Here is a 22,938-nt window from a genome sequence, read left to right on the forward strand (position 1 = left end):
AGCCCGCCGAGCGTCGTCGCTTGCTTGCGCGTAGCTTTAGCTACGCGTCTGCGCTGCGCTCCTCGTCGGCGGGCTCCTGCGGGCAATCACGATCCTCGCGCTAATTGAGTACAGACCCTCATCCCGTTCCTGGGCTGGCTGAACTGGCTCGGGCTGATGATCGGGGTGGTCGGACTGCTGTTCGGTGCGCTGTCGAAGAACAAGGCTGGCCTCACCCTGAACCTTGTCCTGATGGCGATTGCCGCGTTCCGCCTGTTCCTCGGCGGCGGCATCCTGTAAGAGAGTTCCCGCGCGCCCGTCCGCCAAGAGGCGGGAAGCAATAGGGGACGTCTCAATGCGCTACCAATATGGGGTGGCCATCGCGCTGCTGGGGCTCGCTGCCCCGGCCTATGCCGATGCCCTGGATTTCATCCTGACCAACAATACCGGCAAGGAAATCACGCTGGTCGAACTTTCGCCTTTGGGGGCCAATCAATGGCAGCCCAACAAGGTCGATGAAGGTGAGAAGCCCAAGAACATCAAGATCGGCGGCCGCGCCACGATCCATTTCGACAAGACCGGCACCCAGTGCAAATGGGAGATCAAGGTCACGTTCGTCGAAAAAAGCGTGACGACATTTCCGGCAGTCAACGTCTGCGACGATTCGTTCGTGACATTGAGCTTCAAGGGCACGACGCCGGCGTCGAGCGGAAGCTGATGCGAAAACGAGGGCCCGGCGTGCCGCCGGACCCTCGCCTGCCTCACCTGAACGATCGGCTTTTTTAACGGCAGACCACGCGACCGCGGTCGATCGATGAGCCGAGCGCCGCACCACCCGCGACGCCAAGCAGGGTGCCGAATGTCGCCGATCGGCCGCTGGACAAGGCATTGCCGAGCAGTCCACCCAGCGCCGCGCCGGCGATCAATCCGGTCGTGCCGTCGGACCGGCGGCAATAATAGCGGCCGTCATTGCCGCGATAGACGCGGTCGTTGCGGCTCAGGCGATAGGGGCGATAATAGCGGCCGTCGCGATAATAACGGTCGGCATAATAATAACGCTGGCCTGGCTCGGTGCGGTTCCAATCGTACGACCGATACCGGCGCCAGTCGCGCGTGTCCTTGCGATAGTCCTTGCGCGCGTCCCGGATCTCGCGATTGCGTTCGCGATTGGCGCGCTGAACGTCGCGCCAGTTATCGGCATGGCGCAGGTCCTTGCGGTAATCCTTGTTGGCATCGCGAACCTCGTCGCGATACTCCTTACGCGCGTGATAGGGATTGTCCTGAGCCATCGCCGCGATCGGGGCGATCGTCACACTGCCGGCCAAGGCGGCCATGATCAGCCGTCGCATCATTCATTCTCCCGTTGTTTGGGTGCAGTAAGAACAAACCGCATCGCGGGGAGGTTGCGTGAACGTGAAACTACCTCACGTTCATCGCAGCGACAGTTGGGCGCTCAGCCGTTGAGCGTATGGGTCAGCGTGATCTCGGCGTTGAGCACCTTCGACACCGGGCAATTGGCCTTGGCATCGGCGGCGATGCGCTCGAACTGCGCGCTGTCGATCCCCTCGATATGCGCGGCGAGCGTCAGATCGGACCGCGTGATCGCGAAACCTTCGCCCTGTTTGTCGAGCGTCACTTTCGCGCTGGTCTCGAGCGTGCCGTCGGTAAAACCTTCGCGGGCGAGCGCGAAGCTGAGTGCCATGGTGAAGCAGCTGGCATGTGCCGCTGCGATCAATTCTTCGGGATTGGTGCCGGGCTCGTCGCCAAAGCGCGTGTTGAATCCGTATTTCTGGTCGCTGAGGACGCCCGATTGGGTCGAGACGTGACCGACGCCGTCCTTGCCGAAGCCGTCATATTTTGCCGATCCGCTACGTGTGGGCATAGTGACTTTCCCTCATAGAAGAAGGGCGCGGTCCTTGCGGACCGCGCCCCGTTTAGTCGTAGACCTTAGCGGCAGCGGCGCTTTGCCGTGATCGTCCGGTCGATCGCTCGGCCGCCGAACACGCCGGCCACCGCGCCAACGCCGGTGCCCAGCAGCTTATCGCCGCGACCAGCAACGCCATTACCGATCAGCGCGCCGGTTATGCCGCCGACCACCATCCCGGTCGTGCCGTTCGATCGGCGGCAATAGGTACGGCCGTCGCGACCGCGCCATTCGCGATAATGGCTGCTGCTATAATGCTTCCGGGCGTCCGCCGGGCTGGTCGGAATGATCACGGTGGTAGCGAACATGGAGGCGGCGCTCAAAGCGAGCAGGACTTTACGCATATAGTTTTCCCTTGCGATTGTGATTCAATGCCGGGTGCGTAACGTTCTCGCGGCCAAAGGGTTGCATGGCGTGCGGAATCCGGGACGAAGCGAGCCCGCGAAACTTTGTTTCAACGCTGCCCCAATCTGTGCACGTTATCCACGTTATCCACAGCCTCGGATAGGTGTTTCATGCTTGGTGCGACTCGGCTTTGGTGACAGCATGATGACATCAGGAACGAGAGCGGTTCACCGAGAAATCGGACGAAAGTTCAAGAACTTGATCTTCGAAATGTGCGTCCGGCCCGCTAGGGAAGGAAGGCGGTTTCGAGGTAGGGACGGCAGCGCTGCTGCGTCCGAATGGAGCGCGCAAGCGCGACGGCCGGACTATGCATCTGACGGACCGAACGCGATCGGAAAGCTTTCGGGCGGAACGGACGCGGGTCGCGGCGGAACGCCGTTCATCGAACCGGGCAACCGGCGAAATGAAGGGGCATCGTAGCGACGCAGCGAGGATAGGATGCTTCGGCAGAGGATCTTCGTAGGCCGCCGGTGGCCGGGTTGCTGAGACTCTTCGGATGATCGCGCCCGGCCCCGACGACCGAGCCGGAAAACTCTGGTGGGTCTTCGGACTAAACCGAGCGGAACGGAGCGATGCCAGGGCAGCTTTCGGGCCGGCCGGGTAGAGCAAACCGCGATGGACGAAATACTTTTGGGTAGTTCGACCGGAACGGCGCCGAGCGAGGACCGTCGCAAGACGATCAGAGCGAAGCGAAACGCGAGATTCCAGGGACTTTCGGGTCCGAGGGGTGGAGCGATCCGCGAAGGAAGAAGTGTCTTCGGACAGTTCGACCGGAACGGTGCGAAGCGAGGAAAGTCGCAAGACGATCCGAACGGAGCAAAGCGCGAAACCTGGCGCCGTCTTCGGACAGCACGGGCGTAGCGAGCCGCCGAAACCAGAAAGCGCGGTCATGTCGCAAGATGTGATGAGCGGATCGAAGTCCGGCGACAGGGGAGTCGGTGGCAACACCGGCTCCCCAATTGCGTTTGGGGAGCGCTTGTCGCGTTGGCATCGTTGCGCCATTGTCGGTTATGACCGTTCCGCCCGTCATCGAGCCTATCCTAGAGCGCTGCTATCAAGCGTTCGCCGCCGTTGAGCGACCAACAAGGATGGACTTTTCTCCGTACAAATCGCCCGACATTGCCGAACGCGCGTTGTCGCGACCTTGCCGCGAATTGGACGACGACGATATCGGTCCCTATGCGGGTAGCGCCACGCTGACGGTGGGCGGTCCTGACGACTATAAATATTTCCTGCCTCGTATCCTCGAATTAAGCGTAACGAGCGGCGCCTGGATCGGTGCAGACCCTCCGATCGTTGCCGACCATCTGGTCAGAGCGGATTGGCACAAGTGGTCAACCGAACAGCAATCCGCGGTCCAGCATTTTTTCGATGAAGTCTATGGTTGGTCGGTCGGGGCGCCGGTCGACAGCGTCGCGCCCGCCGATCTCTGGTTATGTGGCAACCTATTGCTCGATAAGGAGCCCTCGGGCCTTCTCTCCATCTGGCGCGGCAACGACTCTCCGGAGGCGGCGTATCGTCTTGCCGAGTTCCGGTCGAGCTGGGCCGATTCTTTCAAACGGAATGAGCGACCCCCATTCTGGGCAGACTTATCGGCAAGGAGTTGGGAGGCGGTAGTAACGTGGTTGCTCGACCCGGCGACCAAGCAGCAGATCGAAGCGGCTCTTGCCCACGTTGCCGACGAGGATCGATGGGTGCTGGACCAGACGCTCGACCTGATCGCATCCGAAATGCGCCAATGATAGCGCGATGCTGATAGTTTCGGTCGGTAGGACATAGGGCCGCTGCATGCTTCCTCACACACCCGAATGGCTCCCGGCGATCGCGCCCTGGCTCGATCTCGCCGGGCTCGTCGTATTCGCCGCATCTGGCGCGCTCGCGGCGGCGCGGCGCGGACAGACGATGGTCACGCTCTGCTTCTTCGCGCTCGTCACCGGCGTCGGCGGCGGGACGGTGCGCGATCTGTTGATCGGGGCGCCGGTGTTCTGGATCCATGACAGTCGCGCCGCGGCCGCTTGCCTGGTGGTTGCGTTCGCGGTGTGGTTGACGCCGGTCGCGTGGTGGCGTGGCCAGGCGCTCGATTGGTTCGACGCGATCGGGCTCGCTGCTTATGCCGTGTTCGGCGCGGCCAAGGCGATCGGGTTCGGCGTGCCCCCGGTGCCGGCCGCGTTGATGGGCGTGGTCACGGCATGCGTCGGCGGGATCATCCGCGACGTGCTGGCGGGGGAACCGTCAATCATCATGCGGCCGGAAATCTATGTCACGGCGGCGGCGCTGGCGTCGGGCTCCTATGTCGCCCTGGGGCTACTCGGCGTCCCGCTGCCGATTTCGGCAGCGGTTGGCGCCTTGGCGGGGTTCGGGCTGCGCGCGGCGGCACTTCGCTGGAAGCTGGCGCTGCCGGCTTATCGAAAGGGAGGGGCGGCATAGGATGCCGATCAGCGATAGCGCGGCGGTTGAGGACGCCGCCGGTGGTTTCAAGTGATGACCGAACAGGGGCCGATAATTGTTGCCTGGGCTGGCGTGGCCCTGTTTGCGGGAATTATAATATGGGGCTTGGCAACCGGACGGATGCCGGCACGCTTCGGTTATTTCAGGAAAGCAGATCAACCCATCGCGTTCTGGTCGACATGCTTGCTTTGGGGAATTTGCTGCGCGCTCTTTCTAGTGATCGCGGTGGCCCTCCTGATTTAACCCCGGATCAGGCCGACCTCGCTGAACGGCTTGGGTTCGACCGGCGGGATCGTCGCGTCGTTGAGCTCACGCTGCCAGAAACCGATGTCGATCCAGCGGCCGTGCTTGAACCCGAGTTCGCGCAAGACGCCCTGGCGACGGAAGCCCGCGGCCTCGTGCAGGCCGATAGAATAATCGTTGGGCAGCGAGATCACGCTGATCGCCTGGACGAATCCCTGGGCGCGCAGCGTGTTGATCAGCGCCGGGTAGAGCAGCCGTCCCACACCCTGTCCCTGCACAGGGCCGGAGACGTAGATCGAGGTTTCGACGACATAGCGATAGGCCGGGCGCTCGCGGAACCTGGTGGCATAGGCATAAGCCAGCACCGCATCGCCATCGGCCTCGCCGTTGGTCGCGACGATCCAGGGATAGAGGCCGTCGCTAGCCGTCATCCGGTTGCGCATCGCGCGCGCATCGGGCGCCTCGGTCTCGAACGATACCGTGCCGGTCAGGACATAAGGCGCGTAGATCGCGGCGATCGACGCGGCATCGTCCGGCCGCGCCGGGCGTAGCGCGATCACTGCCAGATCGCCTTGATCAGCATCTGTGTCAGAGTGCGGTCGTCGGCGTCGGCGCGCGCGTCGGAGAAACCACGACATTCGAGGCAGCGGGCCTGCACCGAACTGGCCGTCGCCAGTCGCTTGGCATCGCCCAATGCGCGGGCGAAGACATCCTGGCGCTGTGCGGCGAGCATGGCGAACACGTCGCCAGCCTTGGCATCGTCGGTCGCGCTCGAATCGTCATCGTCCTTGTCGGCCAGACCCTGGATCAGCTTGGCGAACCAGCCTGGCTGCTTTTCCAGATAGACGCGGCGGACGTTCTTCGGATCGATCCCGGCGCGCTTGGCGGCCTCGGCAACCGCGTCGTCGAGCGAGCCGAAGCGATCGACCAGCCCGAGTTGATGCGCGGTGCCGCCGTCCCAGACGCGGCCTTGGCCAATCTCGTCCACCCGCTGCGGCGTCATCTTGCGCGCGGCGGCGACCCGGCCGACGAATTCGGCATAGCCATGTTCGATCGACGCCTGCAGGATCGAATCGACTTGCGGATTGGTGCCGCCATAGACGTCGGGCTGACCCGACAAGGGCGTGGTCTTCACTCCATCGGTGGTGATGCCAAGTTTCTTGAGCGAATTCTCGAACGTCGGGATGATGCCGAAGATGCCGATCGATCCCGTGATCGTGTTGGGCTCGGCGAACACGACGTCGCCGGCGGTCGACACCCAATAGCCGCCCGATGCGGCGAGCCCGCCCATCGAGACGACGATCGGCAGTTTCTGCGCCTTGGCTTCGAGCACCGCCTTGCGGATCGTCTCCGACGCCAGCGCGGATCCACCAGGCGAGTCGATGCGGACGACGAGCGCCTTCAGATCCTTTTTGGCGAGTCCGTCGAGTACAGCCTTGGCGATCGTGTCGCCGCCGGCGGTGCCGGGGCCGGCCTTGCCGTCGACGATATCGCCGGCGACGGTGACGATGCCGATCTTGTCGCCCGAGCTGGCCATCGGGTGCGCGGCGACGAAATCGTCATATTGGATCGCGGCGAAGGTACCGGCGATCTTCTTCGGGCCATCGCCCGCCAGTTGGGCGACGCGCTTGCCGAAGGCGAGCCGGTCGCCAAGCTTGTCGACCAGCCCGGAGGCGAGGTTGGCTTGCGCGATATCGCCCTTGGTCGCCGCGATCGCCTGGTCAGGTGCGGTCAGGAAAGCATCGATCTGCGCCTTGGGCCGCGCCTTGTGGACCAAATCCTTCCACTGGCTGAAGATCGAGGCGTAGAGCGCGGTCAGTGCTTCCTTCGCTTCGGGCGACTGCGCATCGCGCTCATAGGGTTCGACGAACGACTTGAACTTGCCGACGCGATAGACGTGGACGTTGACGCCCAGCTTGTCGATCAGGCCCTTGTAATACAGCTGGTTGCCGCCCGGGCCCATGAATAGTGTACCGCCCATCGGGTTGAGCCAGACCTCGCTGGCATTGGCGGCGAGCAGATAGCTGCCGTCGGTATAAGCGGTGGCATAAGCCAGCACCGGCTTGCCCGACGCCTTGACCCGGCCGAGCGCGTTGGCGACCTCCGTGACCGCGGCGGGATAGCCGCCACCATAACCGTCGAGATCGAGCACGACCACCTTGACCCGGGTATCGTCCTTGGCCGCGTCGATCGCGCGGACCAGGTCGCGCAGGCGGAATTGATGCTGCGCGCGGCTGCCCTGCATTGCGGCGAACGGGCTGACATTCTCCGGCTGTTCGACGATCGCGCCGTCGAGCTTGAGCAACAACGCACCGTCGCGGACCGAGCTGTTGGGCTTGGCCGACAGAGCGGCGAACAGCATACCGAAGAACAGCAGCATGAAGATCAGGACCAGGCCGTCCTTGATCCCGACCAATATCTTCCAGGCGCCGCGTACCAGTTTCACGTCGATCGTCTCCCCACTGCGCCATGCAGCGTGTCGTAAAGCCGCCCTAGCCGCAAGTGTGATGGTTGAGCAATACGCGTTTGGCAGGGCGCGTTCGCGGCATGTCCCGCTTTCGCTGGCCTTCATCCCGATCGTCGCGCGGACTTGTTCCGGGGTCCAACGCGCCACGACGGAGCACAGCCATTGTTTGCACCTTGATTGCCGGAACGAGTCCGGCGTGACGACCCAGGGCGGGACGGGGATGCCTCAAGCCGGCCGTTTGCTGACGGGCCCCACCCCAACCCCTCCCCTGAAGGGGAGGGGCTTTTCTGCATGGCGCTTCGAGGTGTTGCCGCCCGCCAATACACGCCCTAGAGCCACCGTCCCCATGTCCGCCTTAGCTGCCCCCATGCCGTTGGCCGGCCCTGCTCCCGCCTCGACACGGGACGAACTGATGGCGTTGCTGCGCCTGTCGGGCCCGCTGGTCGGTGCCAATCTGCTGCAGATGGGGGTCTATGCGGTCGACGTGATGTTCGTCGCGCGGCTGGGGGCGATCGACTTCGCCGCGGCGACCCTGGGCGTGTTCCTGTTCAGCCTGATCCTATGGGCGATGATTGGCTTCACCGGGGCCTGTGCGCCGATCATCGCCGCCGAACTCGGCGCGCGGGCGCACGCCGTTCGCCAGGTGCGGCGGTCGTTCCGGATGGCGATGTGGTTGGGGCTGATCAGCGGGGTGTTCTTCATGGGCGTCCTGGCGTTCGGCAAGGAGATATTGCTCGCCTTGGGCCAGGATCCGCGCATCGCGGCGCGCACCGGCGCGTTCCTCGACATCCTGTTGTTCATCATGGTCCCCAACATCTGGGCTGGAGTGATGCGCACCGTCGCCGCCGCGCTTGGCCGGCCTGGCTGGGCGATGCTGGTGACGGCCGGCGCGCTCGGCCTTGGCGCGCTCGGCAATTGGCTGTTGGTGTTCGGCCATGCCGGTTTTCCCGCGCTCGGGCTCGAAGGGTCGGCGATCGCCAGCTTGATTACTGCGGTCGCGATGATGCTGGCTTACGCCGCGATTTTGGCGTTCGACGGCAAGCTCCGGCGCTATCGGCTGTTCGGCAAATGGTGGCTGCCGCACTGGAAGCGGATGGGCGAGATTGCGCGGCTGGGCGCGCCGATCGCGCTCACGTTCACGCTCGAAGGCGGACTGTTCGGCGGCGCGGCGTTCCTGATGGGCCTGATCGGCGTAACCGAAGTCGCGGCGCATGCGATCGCGCTCAACATCGCCGCGCTCGCGTTTCAGGTGCCGTTCGGCATCGCGCAGGCGGCGACGATCCGCGTCGGCATGGCCTATGGCGCGCGTAACCGCGTCTGGATCGGCCGTGCCGGCTGGGCCTCGATCGTGACCGGAACCGGCTTCATGGTGCTGACCGCGACGACGATCTGGATCGCGCCGAAGCTGATCGTCGGCATCTATGTCAATGTCGACGACCCCGCGCGGACCCGCGAAGTCGCGCTGGCGATCCAGTATCTGGCCGTCGCGGCGATGTTCCAGCTGTTCGACGGTGCGCAGGCGGTGGCGGCGGGCGCGCTGCGCGGATTGCAGGACACGCGCATCCCGATGGTGGTCGCGGCGTTCGGCTATTGGGTGGCGGGGTTCGGCACCGCGATCCTGTTCGGCTTCCACCTCAATTGGCAGGGTGTCGGCATCTGGGTCGGACTTGCCGTCGGGCTGGCGGTCGTGTCGGCGCTGCTGGTCACGCGCTGGGCGATGCGCGAGCGGCTGGGATTGCTGCCCGGCTGACCGCTCCATCGCTGGATCGACCCAACTCGCCCAAGCCAATGCAAAAGAATCGTGCCGGCCCGTTGACGTGTTGGAGGTCGAGACACATATGCGCTGCGTTGGCACTCGGGGGAATCGAGTGCTAATTCAAATTCACTCTGCTTGAGGGACTCACGCAAATGAACTTTCGTCCGTTGCATGACCGCGTCCTCGTCCGCCGTGTTGAGGCGGAAGAGAAGACTGCGGGCGGGATCATCATCCCCGACACCGCCAAGGAAAAGCCGCAGGAAGGCGAAGTCGTCGCCGCCGGCAGCGGCGCCAAGAGCGAGGACGGCAAGGTCACGCCGCTCGACGTCAAGGCCGGCGACCGCATCCTGTTCGGCAAATGGTCGGGCACCGAAGTCAAGGTCAATGGCGAAGACCTGCTGATCATGAAGGAAAGCGACATCCTCGGGATCGTCGGCTGATTTCCTTCCAGCCCAATTTTCTCAATTCCATTTAATCTGAAAGGTCAGCCAACATGGCAGCCAAGGACGTTAAATTCAGCCGCGACGCGCGTGAGCGCATCCTGCGCGGCGTCGATATCCTGGCCGACGCGGTCAAGGTCACGCTCGGTCCGAAGGGCCGCAACGTCGTGATCGAGAAGTCGTTCGGCGCTCCGCGCATCACCAAGGACGGCGTTACCGTCGCCAAGGAAATCGAACTCAAGGACAAGTTCGAGAACATGGGCGCGCAGATGATCCGTGAGGTCGCGTCCAAGACCAACGATCTCGCCGGCGACGGCACCACCACCGCTACCGTTCTGGCCCAGGCGATCGTTCGCGAGGGCATGAAGTCGGTCGCGGCCGGCATGAACCCGATGGACCTCAAGCGCGGCATCGACCTCGCGGTGACCAAGGTCGTCGAGGACGTGAAGGCGCGCTCGAAGCCCGTTTCGGGCTCGAACGAGATCGCCCAGGTCGGCATCATCTCGGCCAATGGCGACACTGTCGTTGGTGAGAAGATCGCCGAAGCGATGGACAAGGTCGGTAAGGAAGGCGTGATCACCGTCGAAGAAGCGAAGGGTCTCGAATTCGAGCTCGACGTCGTCGAGGGCATGCAGTTCGACCGCGGCTATCTGTCGCCGTACTTCATCACCAATCCGGAGAAGATGACGGTCGAGCTCAACGATCCGTACATCCTGATCCATGAGAAGAAGCTGTCGAACCTGCAGGCGATGCTCCCGATCCTGGAAGCGGTCGTGCAGTCGGGTCGTCCGCTGCTGATCATCGCCGAGGATATCGAGGGCGAGGCGCTGGCCACGCTGGTCGTCAACAAGCTGCGTGGCGGCCTGAAGGTCGCCGCCGTCAAGGCGCCGGGCTTCGGCGATCGCCGCAAGGCGATGCTCGAGGACATCGCGATCCTGACCAAGGGCGAGATGATCTCGGAAGACCTCGGCATCAAGCTCGAGACCGTCACCATCGGCATGCTCGGCACCGCCAAGCGCGTTTCGATCGACAAGGACAACACCACCATCGTCGATGGCGCCGGTGATGCCGACGCGATCAAGGGCCGCACCGAGGCGATCCGCCAGCAGATCGAGAACACCACGTCGGATTATGACCGCGAGAAGCTCCAGGAGCGCCTGGCCAAGCTCGCGGGCGGCGTCGCGGTGATCAAGGTCGGCGGTGCGTCGGAAGTCGAGGTCAAGGAGCGCAAGGATCGCGTCGACGACGCGCTGCACGCGACCCGCGCGGCGGTCGAAGAAGGCATCGTCCCCGGTGGTGGTACGGCGCTGCTGTATGCGACCAAGGCTCTCGAAGGCCTCAAGGGCGCCAATGACGACCAGACCCGCGGCATCGATATCGTCCGCAAGGCGCTCTACGCGCCGCTGCGCCAGATCGCGCAGAATGCCGGTCATGACGGTGCGGTGATCTCGGGCAAGCTGCTCGAGGGCAACGACCCGTCGCAGGGCTTCAACGCCCAGACCGACGTGTACGAGAACCTCGTCACTGCCGGCGTGATCGACCCGACCAAGGTCGTTCGCACCGCGCTGCAGGACGCGGCCTCGGTCGCCGGCCTGCTGATCACCACCGAAGCGGCGGTGTCGGAGTTGCCGGAAGACAAGCCCGCGATGCCGATGGGCGCCGGCGGCATGGGCGGCATGGGCGGTATGGACTTCTAATCCGCGAACGGCCCGATTTAGTGACGCTAAATCGGGACTCGTTCCGGATCGGACGGCGGGGCTTCGGCTCCGCCGAAGATCCCGTCCGACGACAGGCAGCGGCTTTGCCGCTGCCCCGACCAGACAAAAGAAAGGCCGGCGGAGTGATCCGCCGGCCTTTTTCTATTTTTGAATCCCCTCTCCCCTTGGGAGAGGAAGGGGCCAGCTCGGCACAGCCGAGTGGGAAGGTGAGGGCAGGTAGGGAAACCTTGCGCTGCCCTCAGAGCCTTCCGCCGACTTCGTCGGCTCCCTCCTGCATCAGGTCGGCCATGCCCCCGGCATGGCCGACCTGATGCACCCAAAGGGAGAGGGATTATCACTTCCCTGATACACCATCGCGACATTGCACCGCGCATATCTCTTCCCGAACTCCTCCATGATCCCCTCGTCATGGACGAATCCCACCTTCTCGTAGAGATGCACCCCAGCGGCGCCCTTGGCGTTGCTCAACAGGTACAGCCGGTCGCAGCCGAGCGCGAAGGCGCGCTCGATCGTGGCGTGGAGCAGGAATTCGCCCGCCTTGCGCCCGCGGACCTCCGGCACGACGCCCATCTTGGTGAGCTCGAACTGGCGCTCGCCGGTCTTCTGCAGTGCGCACGTGCCGATGATGCCGAGCTTGGGATCCTCGACGAACAATATGTCGCCGCCGGGCTCGATCAGCCGCTCGCGCGGATGGGTCAGCACGTCCACATCGGTCGGCTCGAGCGTGTACATATCCTCGATCCATTGCGCGTTGATGCGATAGAAATCGGGCGCGAGATCGTCGCTGAACCGCCGGATGGCGAGGCCGCCGCGCGGGCGCTGTTCGAGCGGTTGCGCCGCGAGCGCGGTTTCGGCTGCGGCGATCTGCGCCAGGAAGGCGTCGACGTCGCACACTTCTGCAACCGCGGCGCGCAGCCGCGGCCACAGCACGGTTCGGGCCAGATCCATCGCTTCCTTGCCTTTTTCGGTCAGGATGATGGTCCGGGTGCGCTGGTCGCGTTCGTCGCGGCTGGTCTCGATCAGGCCAAGTTCGGCCAGCCGCGACTGGATGCGCGTCACGGCGGGCTGGCTGATGCCGATCCGCTCGGCAAGATCGCCGACCGTCTGGGGACCATGGCGATAAAGCGCGGTGAGTAGAGGCATCTGGCTTGGCTGGGTGGGCAGGCCGCAATCGACGGCAATGCGTTCGGCGCCCGCCTGGAAGCGTTCGGCCAGGCGCTTGAGGCGGCTGCCGAGCATCACCGCTCCCTCAAACGCTATCGCATCGTCCATCAATCTGCTCCTATGTGTAAAAACATAACATGCTATATATCGTGTTATAGAGTCAAGGGCCGGCGCAAAGAATCCTCCCCGTGCCGGGAAGGAGTTTGCCGTTAACCACAAAGTAGTGCCCGTCGGGCATCCCCCCGGCGTGCGCGCCCTTCTGCCTCGATTGCCTCTGCTGTTGTTGCCGCTGGCGTTGTTCCTGGCGCTGTTCCATCCTGCGACGCTCGATATCGGCAATGCCGGCTGGCTGATCCGCGGGTCGGACAATGGCGAGAACGCATTGGGGATTCACGCCTGGCTGCACGATCCGGCGCCTGGCGTGCTGCGCACCTATTTGCTCAACGCGCCCGATGGCGTGCCCTTGCTGTTCACCGACAGCAATCCGCTGATCGGGATCGCGACGCGGCCGATCGCGTCATTGCTCCCCGCCGACGCGCAATTCGTCGGCCCGTGGATCCTGACGTGCCTGTTCCTGCAAATATTCTTCGCCTGGCTGTTGCTCAGGAAATACGCGCCGGGGCCAATCGCGCTCTGGTGCGGCGTGGTCCTGCTCGCCGCGCTGCCGACGCTCGCCAACCGGTATGTCCATGCCAATCTGATGGCGCATTGGCTGATCCTGTGGGCATTGTGGCGCTTCCTAGATCCGGGGCGCGCCGGATCGAACCGGGGCTGGGCGGTCCTGCTGCTGATCGCCGCACTGGTGCACAATTATCTGTTGATGATGGTCGGAGCGATCTGGCTGACGGCGATGATCGAGCGCTTCGTGGTCGCGGATCGTCGCGGGCGTGTCGTGCTGGCAGGCGGCGTCGCGGCAATCCTGGCGATGGTCGCGGGGCTCGCCTGGCTGCTCGGGGCGGGGGAAGCGCATGCGCTGGCGGGCAATTATGGCGCGTTCGCGATGCCGATCGACGCGCCGCTCAATCCCGGCACGCCGGCCTATTCGCGCTTGCTCCCCTCCGTCGCGCAGCGCGCTGGGCGCGGTTTCGAGGGATTCCAGTATCTCGGGGCCGGCTTGCTCCTGCTGCTCCCGATTGCGGCTTTGGTTGCGTGGCGACGGCCGCCGACGGAAGACCAGCGCGCGTCATTGCACCGTTTACGCTGGCTGATTCCCACGCTCGTAGCGCTCACTTTGCTCGCGATCAGCAATTATCCCGATATCGCCGGGCAGACGCTACCGCGCTTTCCCCTGCCGGATGCCCTGATCTCGGCGCTCGATCTGGTTCGCGCCTCCGGTAGGTTGTTCTGGCCGGTGGCTTATGTGCTCGTGTTGGTCGCCGTCCTCGCCGCATATCGGCTGCCGCGTGCTCAGGCGGACGGATTGCTCGCGTTGATCTTGGCCGTCCAGCTTATCGACCTGTCGGGCATGGCGGCGGTCGTTCGCGCGCAGAGTGCCGAGGCCGGCGCGCATCGGCTCTATGTCCTGACGCCCGATCCCCGTTGGGACGCCGCGGTGTCGGCGGCGCGCGACGTTACTTTCGTACCGCCCGATGCGACTCGCGACTTGGCGTTGTTCCAGGAAGTGGCCTGGCGCGCGGCGGGGCAGCGCAAGCCCGTCCGGCTGGTCTATGCGGCGCGCGATTCGATTGCGACCGTCGAGCGCCAGCGACGCGAGTTGGCCGCGTTCGCCGCGGGGCACGTCGATCCGCATCGTCTCTACGTGCTGGCGCCCGACATCGCCGTATCCGCCGCAGCCGCGCGCCGGTTCGCGCGGATCGACAATGTGCCCGTGATCCTTCCTGTCGGTGAGCTAACTCGCTAATACACGCTTCCCTTTGGCCGATCATCGCGGCAGGATGGCGGCATTCACTCGATGCCGGTCCACCGGTGCGCTCAAAAGGGAAACAGCATGTCCGAATTTTCGCGCCGTGAGGCGATGACCGCTGCGGCGATGATGTCGATTGCCGCGGCGATGCCGGCCTGGGCGCAGGACGCGGCGCCCGGTGCGATGTGGGACCTGACCGACCTCTATGCGAACGTTGCGGCATGGGACGATGCGCGCAAGAAAACGCTCGCCGACATCCCGAACCTGACCAAGTATAAGGGCAAACTGGGTGAGAGCGCCGATACGCTCGCGGCCTTCCTGGTGGCGCAGTCCGACACCGGCCGCGCCGTGAGCCGGATCTATACTTATGCCAGCCTCAACGCCGACGCCGATCTGCGCGTCTCGGCCAACCAGGAGCGCCAGGCACAGGCGATCGACCTGTTCACCGCTTTGGGAGAGGCGACCGCCTGGGCGACGCCCGAAATTCTGTCGCTCGGCAAGGCGAAGATCGACGGGTTCATCGCCTCGAACGACACGCTCAAGAAGCGCTTCGACTTCGCGCTGGCCGATACGCTGCGTCAGGCCGAGCACACTTTGTCGCCTGAAGGCGAAACGCTCCTGGCGGGCGTCGGCTCGCCCTTGTCCGGGCCGAGCGACATCCGCGAGCAACTCGTAGCGTCGGACATTCCCTGGCCGACCGTGACGCTCTCGACCGGCAAGCAGGTCCGGCTCGACGATCAGGCCTATACGCTCAACCGCGACGCGCCCAATCGCGCCGACCGCAAATTGGTGTTCGACACATTCTGGGCCGAATATGGCAAGTTCCAGAATTCGCTCGGCGCCGCCTATGCCGCCAAGCTCAAGGCGGACGTGTTCGGCAAGAAAGCGCGTAAATATCCGACCTCGCTCGCCATGTCGCTGTCGGGCAACAACGTGCCGGAAGGCGTGTACCGCACGCTGGTGGCGGAGACCAACAAGGGCCTGCCCGAACTGCACCGCTATTTCGAATTGCGCCGCAAGCTGCTCGGCCTGCCCGACATGGCCTATTACGACATCTATCCGCCGCTGGTGAAGCTCGATCAGAAGGTCGAGCTCGCCGATATGCGCAGTAATACTCTGGCGGCGACCAAGGTGCTCGGCCCCGAATATACTGACCTGCTCGGCAAGGCGACCGCGGCTAAGTGGATGGACCCGTTCCCGCGCACGGGCAAAAAATCGGGCGCGTACATGAACCCGGGCGCGGCGTACGACCTGCACCCCTATCTGCTGCTCAACCTGGGCCACAATTACGAGGGCATGACCACCTTCGCGCACGAATGGGGCCATGCGATGCACACGCTGCTCGCGAACAAGAACCAGGTGTACGAAAAGTCGGATTACCCGCTGTTTCTCGCCGAGATCGCCTCGACCTGTAACGAGCAGCTGCTGGCCGCGTACATGGTCGCGAACGCCAAGACCAAGCAGGAGAAGCTCTATTATCTCGGCATGCAGCTAGAGGGCATGCGCGGCACCTTCTACCGCCAGGCGATGTTTGCCGAGTTCGAACTCGCCGCCCACGACAAGGCCGAAGCGGGCGAGGGGATGTCAGGCGAGAAGTTCAGCGCGATGTATCTGGATCTGCTCAAGCGCTATCACGGACCCAAGGTCGCGATCTCGGATACGTACGCGTCAGAATGGGCGTATATCCCGCATTTCTATTCGAGCTTTTACGTCTACCAATACGCCACCTCGATCTCGGCAGCGTCCTATTTTGCGCGGGCGATCCTCAAGGGCGGGGCGAAGGAGCGCGACACTTACCTGACGGTGCTCAAGTCGGGCGGGTCGGATTATCCGACCGAGATTCTCAAGCGCGCCGGCCTCGATATGGCGAGCCCGGCGCCATATCAGGCGATCATCCAGACGTTCCGCGAGACGCTCGATGCCTGCGAGAAGCTGATGGCGTGATATTCCGCTAAGCGTGCAAGTCGCTTGGAAGCGGTACGATATTGGACGATGCCGCAATTAGATACGAGCTTCTAGCATGGTTGGTCTTTCCGAAAAAGAACGCGCGCGCATTCAGGCCGATCACTGGATATTGCTGACCAAGCTGGGGGCTAACGCCGTTACGAACGAACAATTCGACAATGGATTCGAATTGAATCTGCACGCGTCCGATAATCCAGAATTCGCATGGTTAGTGTTCGAAAATATCATCGGTCGGTACGATCCGGAAGATATCTCATCCAGTAATCCAAACGATGCGCAGCTGATCTTGGCAAATCTGGGCGCAGGCCCCCTGGAAACGTTGGTCGCGAGCAACGGTGATAAATTTGTCGATAGCATCGCAAAGGCAAACGAGGACGTTCGTTTTCGGTATGCGCTAGGCCATATGTGGCAGAACGCGACACCGGACCCAGTTTGGAACAAGATACAACGGATCTTGGGCAGAGGTTGAGCGACGTCTGCCGAAATTGGCGCGGGTGTCCTGCGCCGGACGCGTCCGAACCTCTTACTTCATCGCCTCGATCAGCTTCTTGACCTCCTGGCTGCGGCCGCGCGGGAGGACCAGGACGTCCTTGCCGTTGGCGACGACGATCAGGTCGGTGACGCCGACCAGGGCGATGCGCACGCCGTCCGCCTGGACCAGGCAATTCTCGGTCTCGATCGCGACGACGTCGCCCTTGCAGGCATTGCCGTTGCCGTCGCACGCGCTCAATTCGTGGAGCGCGTCCCAACTGCCGAGGTCGCTCCAGCCCATGCTGACGGGCACCACCGCGACGCGCGGCGCCTTTTCCATCACCGCATAGTCGATCGAATCCGAGGGCGAAGCGGCGAACGCCTGCGGGTCGGGATGGACGCGCGCGCCTTCGTGCCTCGCCTTGAGCATGGCCTGCTGTGCCGCGTGGAGCACTTCGGGGGCGTGGACCGCGAGCGCACCCAGGAACGCGTCGGCCCGGAACAGGAAGATGCCGCCGTTCCAGACATGGTCGCCTGCCGCCAGCATTGCCTCGGCGCGGTCGCGCGGCGGCTTTTCGACGAACCGCGCCACCTTGTGCACGCGCGGCGCGACCGCTTCGCCGACATGGATCCAGCCATAGCCGGTTTCCGGAGCGTGTGGGTCGATGCCGAACGTGACCAGCCAGCCCTGATCGACCATCGGCCGCGCCGCGTGGATCGCGGCATGAAACGCATCGACATCGGCAATGACATGGTCCGACGGCATGATCAGCAGAGCCGCATCGCCGCCGCCCGCCGCGAGCGCGGCGAGGGCAATCGCGGGCGCGGTGTTGCGCGCCACCGGCTCGAGGATCAGGGCTTGGGCTGGCGTGCCGACCGCTTTGAGTTGCGCGTCGATCTCTTCTGCATGGCGCTGGTTGGCGACCACGATCGGGGGCGCGAAACTCTCGCCACAAACGCGCCGCGCGGTCAGCTGGAGCATGGTTTCGTCGGCGGTCAGCGCGAGCAATTGCTTGGGCGTTTCCGGCGTCGACATCGGCCACAACCGTGTACCCGACCCGCCCGAGAGAATGACAGGAATGATCGACGTCGCCTCGGGCATTCAAGAATCCTTTGCAGGTTGACGGTAATCTAGGGCCTTCCCCCGATTTCCCCAACTCACAGAAAGCCGCGGGTTTCCGCGGCGTTCAGTCTTTCTTTGTCAATTTCTGCGACATCGCCTGAAACCGTGTCGGAAAATCTTACACCCGACGATCGAACTAGGGTGCAGACCAAGGCCGAAAAGGCAGGCGAAGACGATGATCAGGCTGTTCAAGCACTATGTGCCGCACGCCGTATTGTTCCTGGGATTGCTCGACGTCGCGCTGCTGATCGCGGCGGCCGAGATCGCTTATTCGATCCGCCTCCACCAACTCGGCAGCATCGTCGAGCCGATCGTCGACCGCCTGCCGCAATTGTTCACCTTCGCCTTGTCGCTGGAAACCGCGATGATCGCGGTCGGGGTCTATGGCGCCGACGCGCTGCAATCGTTGCGCCGCGCCGTGGCGCGCATCCTGGTCGCGATCTCGCTCGGCATCATCTTCCTGTCGGTCCTGTTCTTTCTCTCGCCGGCAATCACCTTCTGGCGATCGAACCTGTTCTACGCGATGGGGATCTCGGCGGTATCGCTGATCGCGATCCGTATCCTGCTCGGCAAGATGCTGGGCAGCCACGTATTCAAGCGCCGCGTCGTCGTGCTCGGCGCGGGGCCGCGCGCCGCGCGGCTGAAGGCGCTGCAGCAACAACCCGGATCGGCATTCGTCGTGGTCGGCTACGTGTCGATGAGCGAGGCCAATCGCGTGATTCCGGAAGCGATCGCGCGCGATGCGATCTACAACCTCGCCGACCATGTCGTGCTATTGAACGCGAGCGAAGTGGTGTTGGCGCTGGAGGAGCGACGCAACGCGCTGCCGCTCAAGGACCTGCTCAGGATCAAGACGACCGGGGTTCATGTCAACGACATCTCGACCTTTCTCGAGCGCGAGACCGGACGCGTCGACCTGCAGAGCGTCAATCCCAGCTGGCTGATCTTCTCCGACGGTTTCTCGTCCGGACGGATGTTTTCGGGCGTGTTCAAGCGGCTGTTCGACATTACCGCCAGCCTGATCTTGCTCGTGCTTGCGGGCCCGATCATCCTGATCACCGCGCTGGCGGTGAAGCTCGAGAGCAAGGGGCCGGCTTTCTACCGCCAGCGCCGCGTCGGCCTCTACGGCGTCGGTTTCGACTGTCTCAAACTGCGCTCGATGCGCCAGGATGCCGAGGTCAACGGCCAGGCGGTGTGGGCCGAGAAAGACGATCCGCGCATCACCCGGATCGGCCGCTTCATCCGCAAGGTGCGAATCGACGAATTGCCGCAATGCTGGTCGGTGCTGAAGGGCGAGATGAGCTTCGTCGGTCCGCGCCCGGAACGCCCGCAATTCGTCGAGGATCTCGAACAGCAGCTGCCTTATTATGCCGAGCGCCACATGGTTAAACCGGGCATCACCGGCTGGGCGCAGATCAACTATCCCTATGGCGCCTCGATCGAGGATAGCCGGCAAAAGCTCGAATACGACCTGTATTACGCCAAGAATTATTCGCCCTTCCTCGACCTGCTGATCCTGCTTCAGACGATCCGCGTCGTCTTGTGGCCGGAAGGGGCGCGCTGAGGCGATGACCTCGACCGTCATTCTGTGGAGCTACGCGCTCGCCGCCTTGCTGTTCGCGGGACTTGCGCTGTCGCAACTGCGCGATCGCGCCGTCAGCGTGCCGCGCACCGCGTTCGTCGCGGCTTTGGGGATGACCGCGCTGTGGACGCTGGCGGTAGCCGGGATCGGTAGCCAGGACCTGACGACTCAGATTGCCGAAAGCCTGCGCAACATCGCCTGGCTGGCGTTCATGCTCGCGATATTGCGGCGCGACCCTGCGGCGCGGCAGGCGCGCGCGGTCACGATGATCTATAGCGTGGTCGGACTGGTCGCGGTCGTCGGCATCGCGCTCAGTCTCGCCCAAGCGACGGTGACCGGCAACCTGATCCAGGGCATCGCAGCGGTCCGCATCCTGTTGCGCATGATGGTCGCACTGGGATCGCTCGTGCTGGTTCATCATCTCTATTCGGTGGTTGCGCCCGGCGCGCGCGACGGCATTCGTCTGGCGGTAGGCGCACTGGCGGCGATGTGGCTGGCCGACCTGTCGGTCTATACCGCCACGTATCTCAGCGGCGATTGGCCGCAGGAACTGTTCGCCGGGCGCGGGCTCGCGATGATCGCGATCGTGCCGGTGCTCGCGATCGCGGTACACCGTAACGGCGACTGGACGCTCAACGTGTCGCGCACGGTGACGTGGCAATCGCTCTCCCTGGTCGCGTTGATCGTCTATGCGGTCGTCACCGTGCTCGCGATCAGCGCGATCGAAGCGTTCGGCGGCAGCTATGCGCGATTGGGGCAGACCGCCTTCGTGTTCGGCTCGGCGGCCGGCCTGCTGACGTTGCTGTCGTCGCCGACGATCAAGGCGTGGCTCCGGGTGATGATGGCCAAGCATCTGTTCCATCACCGCTACGATTATCGCGCCGAATGGACGCGCTTCACCGAAACGCTGGGCGCGCCGGGCGAGGGGGCGGCGCCGCTCGAGGAACGCATCGTCAAGGCCGTCGCCGACGTTACCGATTCCGCCGCCGGTTTGTTGCTGGTCGCGGGCGGCGGCGATCTCGGCCTTGGCGCGGCGTGGAATTGGGACGGGCCGACGCCGGTTGCGGTTTCGGGCGAGCCGCTGGCGGAATTCCTGGCGCAGGGTGGCCGGATCATCGAGCTCGACACGCTGCGCGCCGGCCATGCCGCGCCGGCCGAACTCGCGGCGGTGCCGCAATGGATGCTCGACGCGCCCGCCGCCTGGGCGATCGTGCCCTTGGTCCATCTCAACCAGTTGATCGGCGCGATCCTGCTCGGACGGCCGCCGATCGATCGTTCGCTCGACTGGGAGGATTTCGATCTGCTCCGGATCGCAGGGCGCCAGGCGGCCAGCTATCTGGCCGAGGCGCGCGCGCACGAGGCGTTGGCCGATGCGCGCCGCTTCGACGAGTTCAATCGCCGCTTCGCCTTCATCATGCACGACGTGAAAAATCTGGTCAGTCAATTGACGCTGGTCGCCCGAAACGCCGAGCGGCATGCCGACAATCCCGAATTCCGCGCCGACATGATCGCCACCCTGAAGGACTCGGTCGGTCGCATGAACGACCTGCTGGCGCGCTTGTCGCAGCACAATTCGGGCCGCGTCGAAGAGCCGGTGGCGGTCGAGCTGATGCCGATCGTCGAGCGCGTCACGCGGCGGCGCGGCAGCAGCCATCCGATCGCGGTCACCGGCAAGCGCGATGCGGTGGCCGTCGCGGATCCGGCCCGGCTCGAACAGGCGCTCGGGCATCTGATCCAGAATGCGATCGAGGCCAGCGGTCCGGGCGAACCGGTCGGAATCGTGGTCGGCGCCGCGACGATCGCGATCGTCGACAAGGGCGTGGGGATGAGCGCGAGCTTCGTCCGTGACCGGCTTTTCCGGCCGTTCGTCTCGACCAAGGACGGCGGGTTCGGAATCGGCGCGTTCGAAGCGCGCCAGGTGGTTCAGGCGATGGGGGGACGGCTCGACGTGGTCAGCCGCGAAGGCGAGGGCACGCGCTTCACGATCGTGCTTCGCGAGGCGCTCGCGCCAGTCAAGATGGAGCGGGCGGCATGAACACTGAGCCACGACCGAAATTGCTGATCATCGAGGACGATGCCGGCCTGCAGCGCCAGCTGCGCTGGGCCTATGACGATTACGAAGTGGTCGTGGCGGGCGACTGCCGCGAGGCGATCGACGCGGTGCGCGCCGAGGAACCGGCGGTGGTGACGCTCGACCTGGGCCTGCCGCCCGATCCCGACGGCGTCAGCGAGGGCTTCGCCACGCTCGCCGAGATCCTGCGGTTAAAGCCCGATACCAAGGTGATCGTCGCCTCAGGCCACGGCGCGCGCGAAAGCGCGTTGCGCGCGATCGCCGAGGGTGCGTGGGACTTCTATCAGAAGCCGATCGACATCGATGCGCTCGGCCTGATCGTCGCGCGCGCCTTCCACGTCCATGCGCTCGAGGACGAGAATCGCCGGCTTGCAAGCGTCCCCCGCGAGGCGCTGGGCGGACTGATCACCGCGTCGCCGGAAATGCTCAAGGTCACGGGGATGATCGAACGCGTCGCCAGCGCCGACGTCTCGGTGATGCTGCTGGGCGCGAGCGGCACCGGCAAGGAAGTGCTGGCGCGTGGCCTGCACGAGAAATCGGGGCGCAAGGGCCAGTTCGTCGCGATCAACTGCGCGGCAATTCCCGAGACGTTGCTCGAAAGCGAATTGTTCGGGCACGAAAAAGGTGCGTTCACTGGTGCGGTCAAGACCACCGAGGGCAAGATCGAGCTGGCCGATGGCGGCACTTTGTTCCTCGATGAGATCGGCGACGTGCCGCTGCCGCTCCAGGTCAAGTTGCTGCGCTTCCTGCAGGAGCGGGTGATCGAGCGGGTCGGCGGGCGCAAGCCGATCGCTGTCGACACGCGGATCGTCTGCGCGACGCATCAGGATGTCGATGCGATGGTGGCGAGCGGATCGTTCCGGGAGGATCTCTATTACCGCCTGGCCGAGATCGTCGTGCGCATCCCCAGCCTGGCCGAGCGCACCGGCGATCCCGTGCTGCTCGCCAAGCATTTCCTGCATCATTACGCCAAGACCATGAACCGGCCGGTCACCGGCCTGTCGCCCGACGCTCTGTCGGCGATCGACGCCTGGGGCTGGCCGGGCAATGTGCGCGAGCTCGAAAACCGCATGAAGCGCGCGGTGATCATGGCCGACGGCAAGAGCGTGACCGCGATCGATCTCGATCTCGCCGAGCGCGACACGCCCGATCCGATCAACCTGAAAGCGGTACGCGAGAGTGCCGACCGTAAGGCGATCCGTCACGCTTTGGCGCGCGCCGAGGGCAATATCTCGAACACCGCCAAGCTGCTCGGGATCAGCCGTCCGACGCTTTACGATCTGCTCAAGAATTACGACCTCCATGCCTAGGACCGGGA

20 protein-coding genes are annotated in these 22,938 nt (G+C 64.3%); 13 read left to right on the forward strand and 7 right to left on the reverse strand.

Annotated features, from left to right (window positions below; all coding sequences use genetic code 11):
* Window positions 1–156 precede the first annotated feature (156 nt).
* Both SPR01S_RS22130 and SPR01S_RS15490 read left to right on the forward strand, forming a co-directional pair.
* On the forward strand, window positions 157–279 hold the full coding sequence (locus tag SPR01S_RS22130; RefSeq protein ID WP_281178793.1) for a hypothetical protein: 123 nt from the start codon (window positions 157–159) through the stop codon (window positions 277–279).
* Between the two features lie 55 nt (window positions 280–334).
* Window positions 335–697 (forward strand): hypothetical protein, encoded by a 363-nt coding sequence (locus SPR01S_RS15490; protein ID WP_066590960.1) that lies wholly within the window; start codon window positions 335–337, stop codon window positions 695–697.
* Window positions 698–761: 64 nt separating this feature from the next.
* Here SPR01S_RS15490 and SPR01S_RS15495 read toward each other — a convergent pair whose 3' ends face one another.
* The 3 genes from SPR01S_RS15495 to SPR01S_RS15505 all read right to left on the reverse strand — a co-directional run bounded on the left by SPR01S_RS15495 (window position 762) and on the right by SPR01S_RS15505 (window position 2,247).
* Window positions 762–1,328: a glycine zipper 2TM domain-containing protein gene (locus SPR01S_RS15495; protein ID WP_084251236.1), complete on the reverse strand. Its 567-nt coding sequence runs from the start codon at window positions 1,326–1,328 to the stop codon at window positions 762–764.
* Between the two features lie 104 nt (window positions 1,329–1,432).
* Window positions 1,433–1,861 carry an OsmC family protein gene (locus SPR01S_RS15500; RefSeq protein WP_066590962.1) on the reverse strand — a complete coding sequence of 143 codons (429 nt, stop codon included), beginning with the start codon at window positions 1,859–1,861 and terminating at the stop codon, window positions 1,433–1,435.
* Between the two features lie 65 nt (window positions 1,862–1,926).
* Entirely contained in the window at window positions 1,927–2,247 is a 321-nt protein-coding gene (locus SPR01S_RS15505) for a glycine zipper 2TM domain-containing protein (protein ID WP_066590963.1), read from the reverse strand.
* 1,071 nt (window positions 2,248–3,318) lie between these two features.
* Here SPR01S_RS15505 and SPR01S_RS15510 point away from each other — a divergent pair.
* Window positions 3,319–4,050 carry a hypothetical protein gene (locus SPR01S_RS15510; RefSeq protein ID WP_169803441.1) on the forward strand — a complete coding sequence of 244 codons (732 nt, stop codon included), beginning with the start codon at window positions 3,319–3,321 and terminating at the stop codon, window positions 4,048–4,050.
* A gap of 46 nt (window positions 4,051–4,096) precedes the next feature.
* Entirely contained in the window at window positions 4,097–4,735 is a 639-nt protein-coding gene (locus SPR01S_RS15515; RefSeq protein WP_066590972.1) for a trimeric intracellular cation channel family protein, read from the forward strand.
* 260 nt (window positions 4,736–4,995) lie between these two features.
* On the opposite strand, the gene SPR01S_RS15525 is transcribed toward SPR01S_RS15515, so the two are convergent.
* A complete protein-coding gene (locus SPR01S_RS15525) occupies window positions 4,996–5,559 on the reverse strand; it encodes a GNAT family N-acetyltransferase (RefSeq protein WP_066590976.1) in 564 nt (187 codons plus the stop codon).
* On the reverse strand, window positions 5,556–7,445 hold the full coding sequence (gene sppA / locus SPR01S_RS15530) for a signal peptide peptidase SppA (protein ID WP_066590978.1): 1,890 nt from the start codon (window positions 7,443–7,445) through the stop codon (window positions 5,556–5,558). The genes SPR01S_RS15525 and sppA overlap by 4 nt, the downstream gene beginning before the upstream one ends.
* 433 nt (window positions 7,446–7,878) lie before the next feature.
* On the opposite strand from sppA, the gene SPR01S_RS15535 reads away from it, so the two are divergent.
* The 3 genes from SPR01S_RS15535 (at window position 7,879) to groL (ending at window position 11,359) form a co-directional block, all read left to right on the forward strand.
* Window positions 7,879–9,216 carry an MATE family efflux transporter gene (locus SPR01S_RS15535; RefSeq protein WP_245662040.1) on the forward strand — a complete coding sequence of 446 codons (1,338 nt, stop codon included), beginning with the start codon at window positions 7,879–7,881 and terminating at the stop codon, window positions 9,214–9,216.
* Between the two features lie 158 nt (window positions 9,217–9,374).
* A complete protein-coding gene (gene groES, locus SPR01S_RS15540; protein ID WP_066590981.1) occupies window positions 9,375–9,662 on the forward strand; it encodes a co-chaperone GroES in 288 nt (95 codons plus the stop codon).
* Window positions 9,663–9,715: 53 nt separating this feature from the next.
* Window positions 9,716–11,359 carry a chaperonin GroEL gene (groL, locus tag SPR01S_RS15545; protein ID WP_066590982.1) on the forward strand — a complete coding sequence of 548 codons (1,644 nt, stop codon included), beginning with the start codon at window positions 9,716–9,718 and terminating at the stop codon, window positions 11,357–11,359.
* A gap of 297 nt (window positions 11,360–11,656) precedes the next feature.
* On the opposite strand, the gene SPR01S_RS15550 is transcribed toward groL, so the two are convergent.
* Window positions 11,657–12,652, reverse strand: coding sequence for a bifunctional helix-turn-helix transcriptional regulator/GNAT family N-acetyltransferase (locus tag SPR01S_RS15550; protein ID WP_066590983.1), 996 nt, complete (start codon window positions 12,650–12,652; stop codon window positions 11,657–11,659).
* Between the two features lie 139 nt (window positions 12,653–12,791).
* On the opposite strand from SPR01S_RS15550, the gene SPR01S_RS15555 reads away from it, so the two are divergent.
* From SPR01S_RS15555 to SPR01S_RS15565, 3 genes are all read left to right on the forward strand, one after another.
* A complete protein-coding gene (locus SPR01S_RS15555) occupies window positions 12,792–14,405 on the forward strand; it encodes a DUF6311 domain-containing protein (protein WP_169803443.1) in 1,614 nt (537 codons plus the stop codon).
* A gap of 87 nt (window positions 14,406–14,492) precedes the next feature.
* On the forward strand, window positions 14,493–16,352 hold the full coding sequence (gene pepF, locus SPR01S_RS15560; RefSeq protein WP_066591008.1) for an oligoendopeptidase F: 1,860 nt from the start codon (window positions 14,493–14,495) through the stop codon (window positions 16,350–16,352).
* 76 nt (window positions 16,353–16,428) lie between these two features.
* A complete protein-coding gene (locus SPR01S_RS15565; RefSeq protein WP_066590987.1) occupies window positions 16,429–16,842 on the forward strand; it encodes a DUF6869 domain-containing protein in 414 nt (137 codons plus the stop codon).
* Window positions 16,843–16,896: 54 nt separating this feature from the next.
* Here SPR01S_RS15565 and SPR01S_RS15570 read toward each other — a convergent pair whose 3' ends face one another.
* The gene (locus tag SPR01S_RS15570) at window positions 16,897–17,946 is read right to left on the reverse strand and encodes a mannose-1-phosphate guanylyltransferase/mannose-6-phosphate isomerase (RefSeq protein WP_084251234.1); all 1,050 of its coding nucleotides are present in this window, start codon (window positions 17,944–17,946) and stop codon (window positions 16,897–16,899) included.
* A gap of 196 nt (window positions 17,947–18,142) precedes the next feature.
* Between SPR01S_RS15570 and SPR01S_RS15575 the strand changes: the two genes are divergently transcribed.
* Genes SPR01S_RS15575 through prsR form a run of 3 tightly spaced genes read left to right on the forward strand, consistent with a single transcriptional unit; the run spans window position 18,143 to window position 22,930 of the window.
* Window positions 18,143–19,531: a TIGR03013 family XrtA/PEP-CTERM system glycosyltransferase gene (locus SPR01S_RS15575; RefSeq protein WP_066590989.1), complete on the forward strand. Its 1,389-nt coding sequence runs from the start codon at window positions 18,143–18,145 to the stop codon at window positions 19,529–19,531.
* A 4-nt stretch (window positions 19,532–19,535) separates the two neighbouring features.
* Window positions 19,536–21,584, forward strand: coding sequence for an XrtA/PEP-CTERM system histidine kinase PrsK (gene prsK, locus SPR01S_RS15580; protein ID WP_066590991.1), 2,049 nt, complete (start codon window positions 19,536–19,538; stop codon window positions 21,582–21,584).
* A complete protein-coding gene (gene prsR / locus SPR01S_RS15585) occupies window positions 21,581–22,930 on the forward strand; it encodes a PEP-CTERM-box response regulator transcription factor (protein WP_066590993.1) in 1,350 nt (449 codons plus the stop codon). The genes prsK and prsR overlap by 4 nt, the downstream gene beginning before the upstream one ends.
* Window positions 22,931–22,938: the final 8 nt, after the last annotated feature.

The sequence above is a fragment of the Sphingomonas pruni NBRC 15498 genome, assembly GCF_001598455.1.
Classification (GTDB): Bacteria; Pseudomonadota; Alphaproteobacteria; order Sphingomonadales; family Sphingomonadaceae; genus Sphingomonas; species Sphingomonas pruni.

Coding starts and splice junctions, on each gene's coding strand:
- SPR01S_RS15500 (WP_066590962.1), bottom strand. CDS start 1,861: ATGCCCACACGTAGCGGATCGGCAAAATATGACGGCTTCGGCAAGGAC.
- SPR01S_RS15505 (WP_066590963.1), bottom strand. CDS start 2,247: ATGCGTAAAGTCCTGCTCGCTTTGAGCGCCGCCTCCATGTTCGCTACC.
- SPR01S_RS15565 (WP_066590987.1), top strand. CDS start 16,429: ATGGTTGGTCTTTCCGAAAAAGAACGCGCGCGCATTCAGGCCGATCAC.
- SPR01S_RS15495 (WP_084251236.1), bottom strand. CDS start 1,328: ATGCGACGGCTGATCATGGCCGCCTTGGCCGGCAGTGTGACGATCGCC.
- pepF (WP_066591008.1), top strand. CDS start 14,493: ATGTCCGAATTTTCGCGCCGTGAGGCGATGACCGCTGCGGCGATGATG.
- SPR01S_RS15550 (WP_066590983.1), bottom strand. CDS start 12,652: ATGGACGATGCGATAGCGTTTGAGGGAGCGGTGATGCTCGGCAGCCGC.
- SPR01S_RS15490 (WP_066590960.1), top strand. CDS start 335: ATGCGCTACCAATATGGGGTGGCCATCGCGCTGCTGGGGCTCGCTGCC.
- SPR01S_RS15575 (WP_066590989.1), top strand. CDS start 18,143: ATGATCAGGCTGTTCAAGCACTATGTGCCGCACGCCGTATTGTTCCTG.
- prsR (WP_066590993.1), top strand. CDS start 21,581: ATGAACACTGAGCCACGACCGAAATTGCTGATCATCGAGGACGATGCC.
- SPR01S_RS22130 (WP_281178793.1), top strand. CDS start 157: ATGATCGGGGTGGTCGGACTGCTGTTCGGTGCGCTGTCGAAGAACAAG.
- groL (WP_066590982.1), top strand. CDS start 9,716: ATGGCAGCCAAGGACGTTAAATTCAGCCGCGACGCGCGTGAGCGCATC.
- SPR01S_RS15570 (WP_084251234.1), bottom strand. CDS start 17,946: ATGCCCGAGGCGACGTCGATCATTCCTGTCATTCTCTCGGGCGGGTCG.
- SPR01S_RS15515 (WP_066590972.1), top strand. CDS start 4,097: ATGCTTCCTCACACACCCGAATGGCTCCCGGCGATCGCGCCCTGGCTC.
- prsK (WP_066590991.1), top strand. CDS start 19,536: ATGACCTCGACCGTCATTCTGTGGAGCTACGCGCTCGCCGCCTTGCTG.
- SPR01S_RS15510 (WP_169803441.1), top strand. CDS start 3,319: ATGACCGTTCCGCCCGTCATCGAGCCTATCCTAGAGCGCTGCTATCAA.
- groES (WP_066590981.1), top strand. CDS start 9,375: ATGAACTTTCGTCCGTTGCATGACCGCGTCCTCGTCCGCCGTGTTGAG.
- SPR01S_RS15535 (WP_245662040.1), top strand. CDS start 7,879: ATGGCGTTGCTGCGCCTGTCGGGCCCGCTGGTCGGTGCCAATCTGCTG.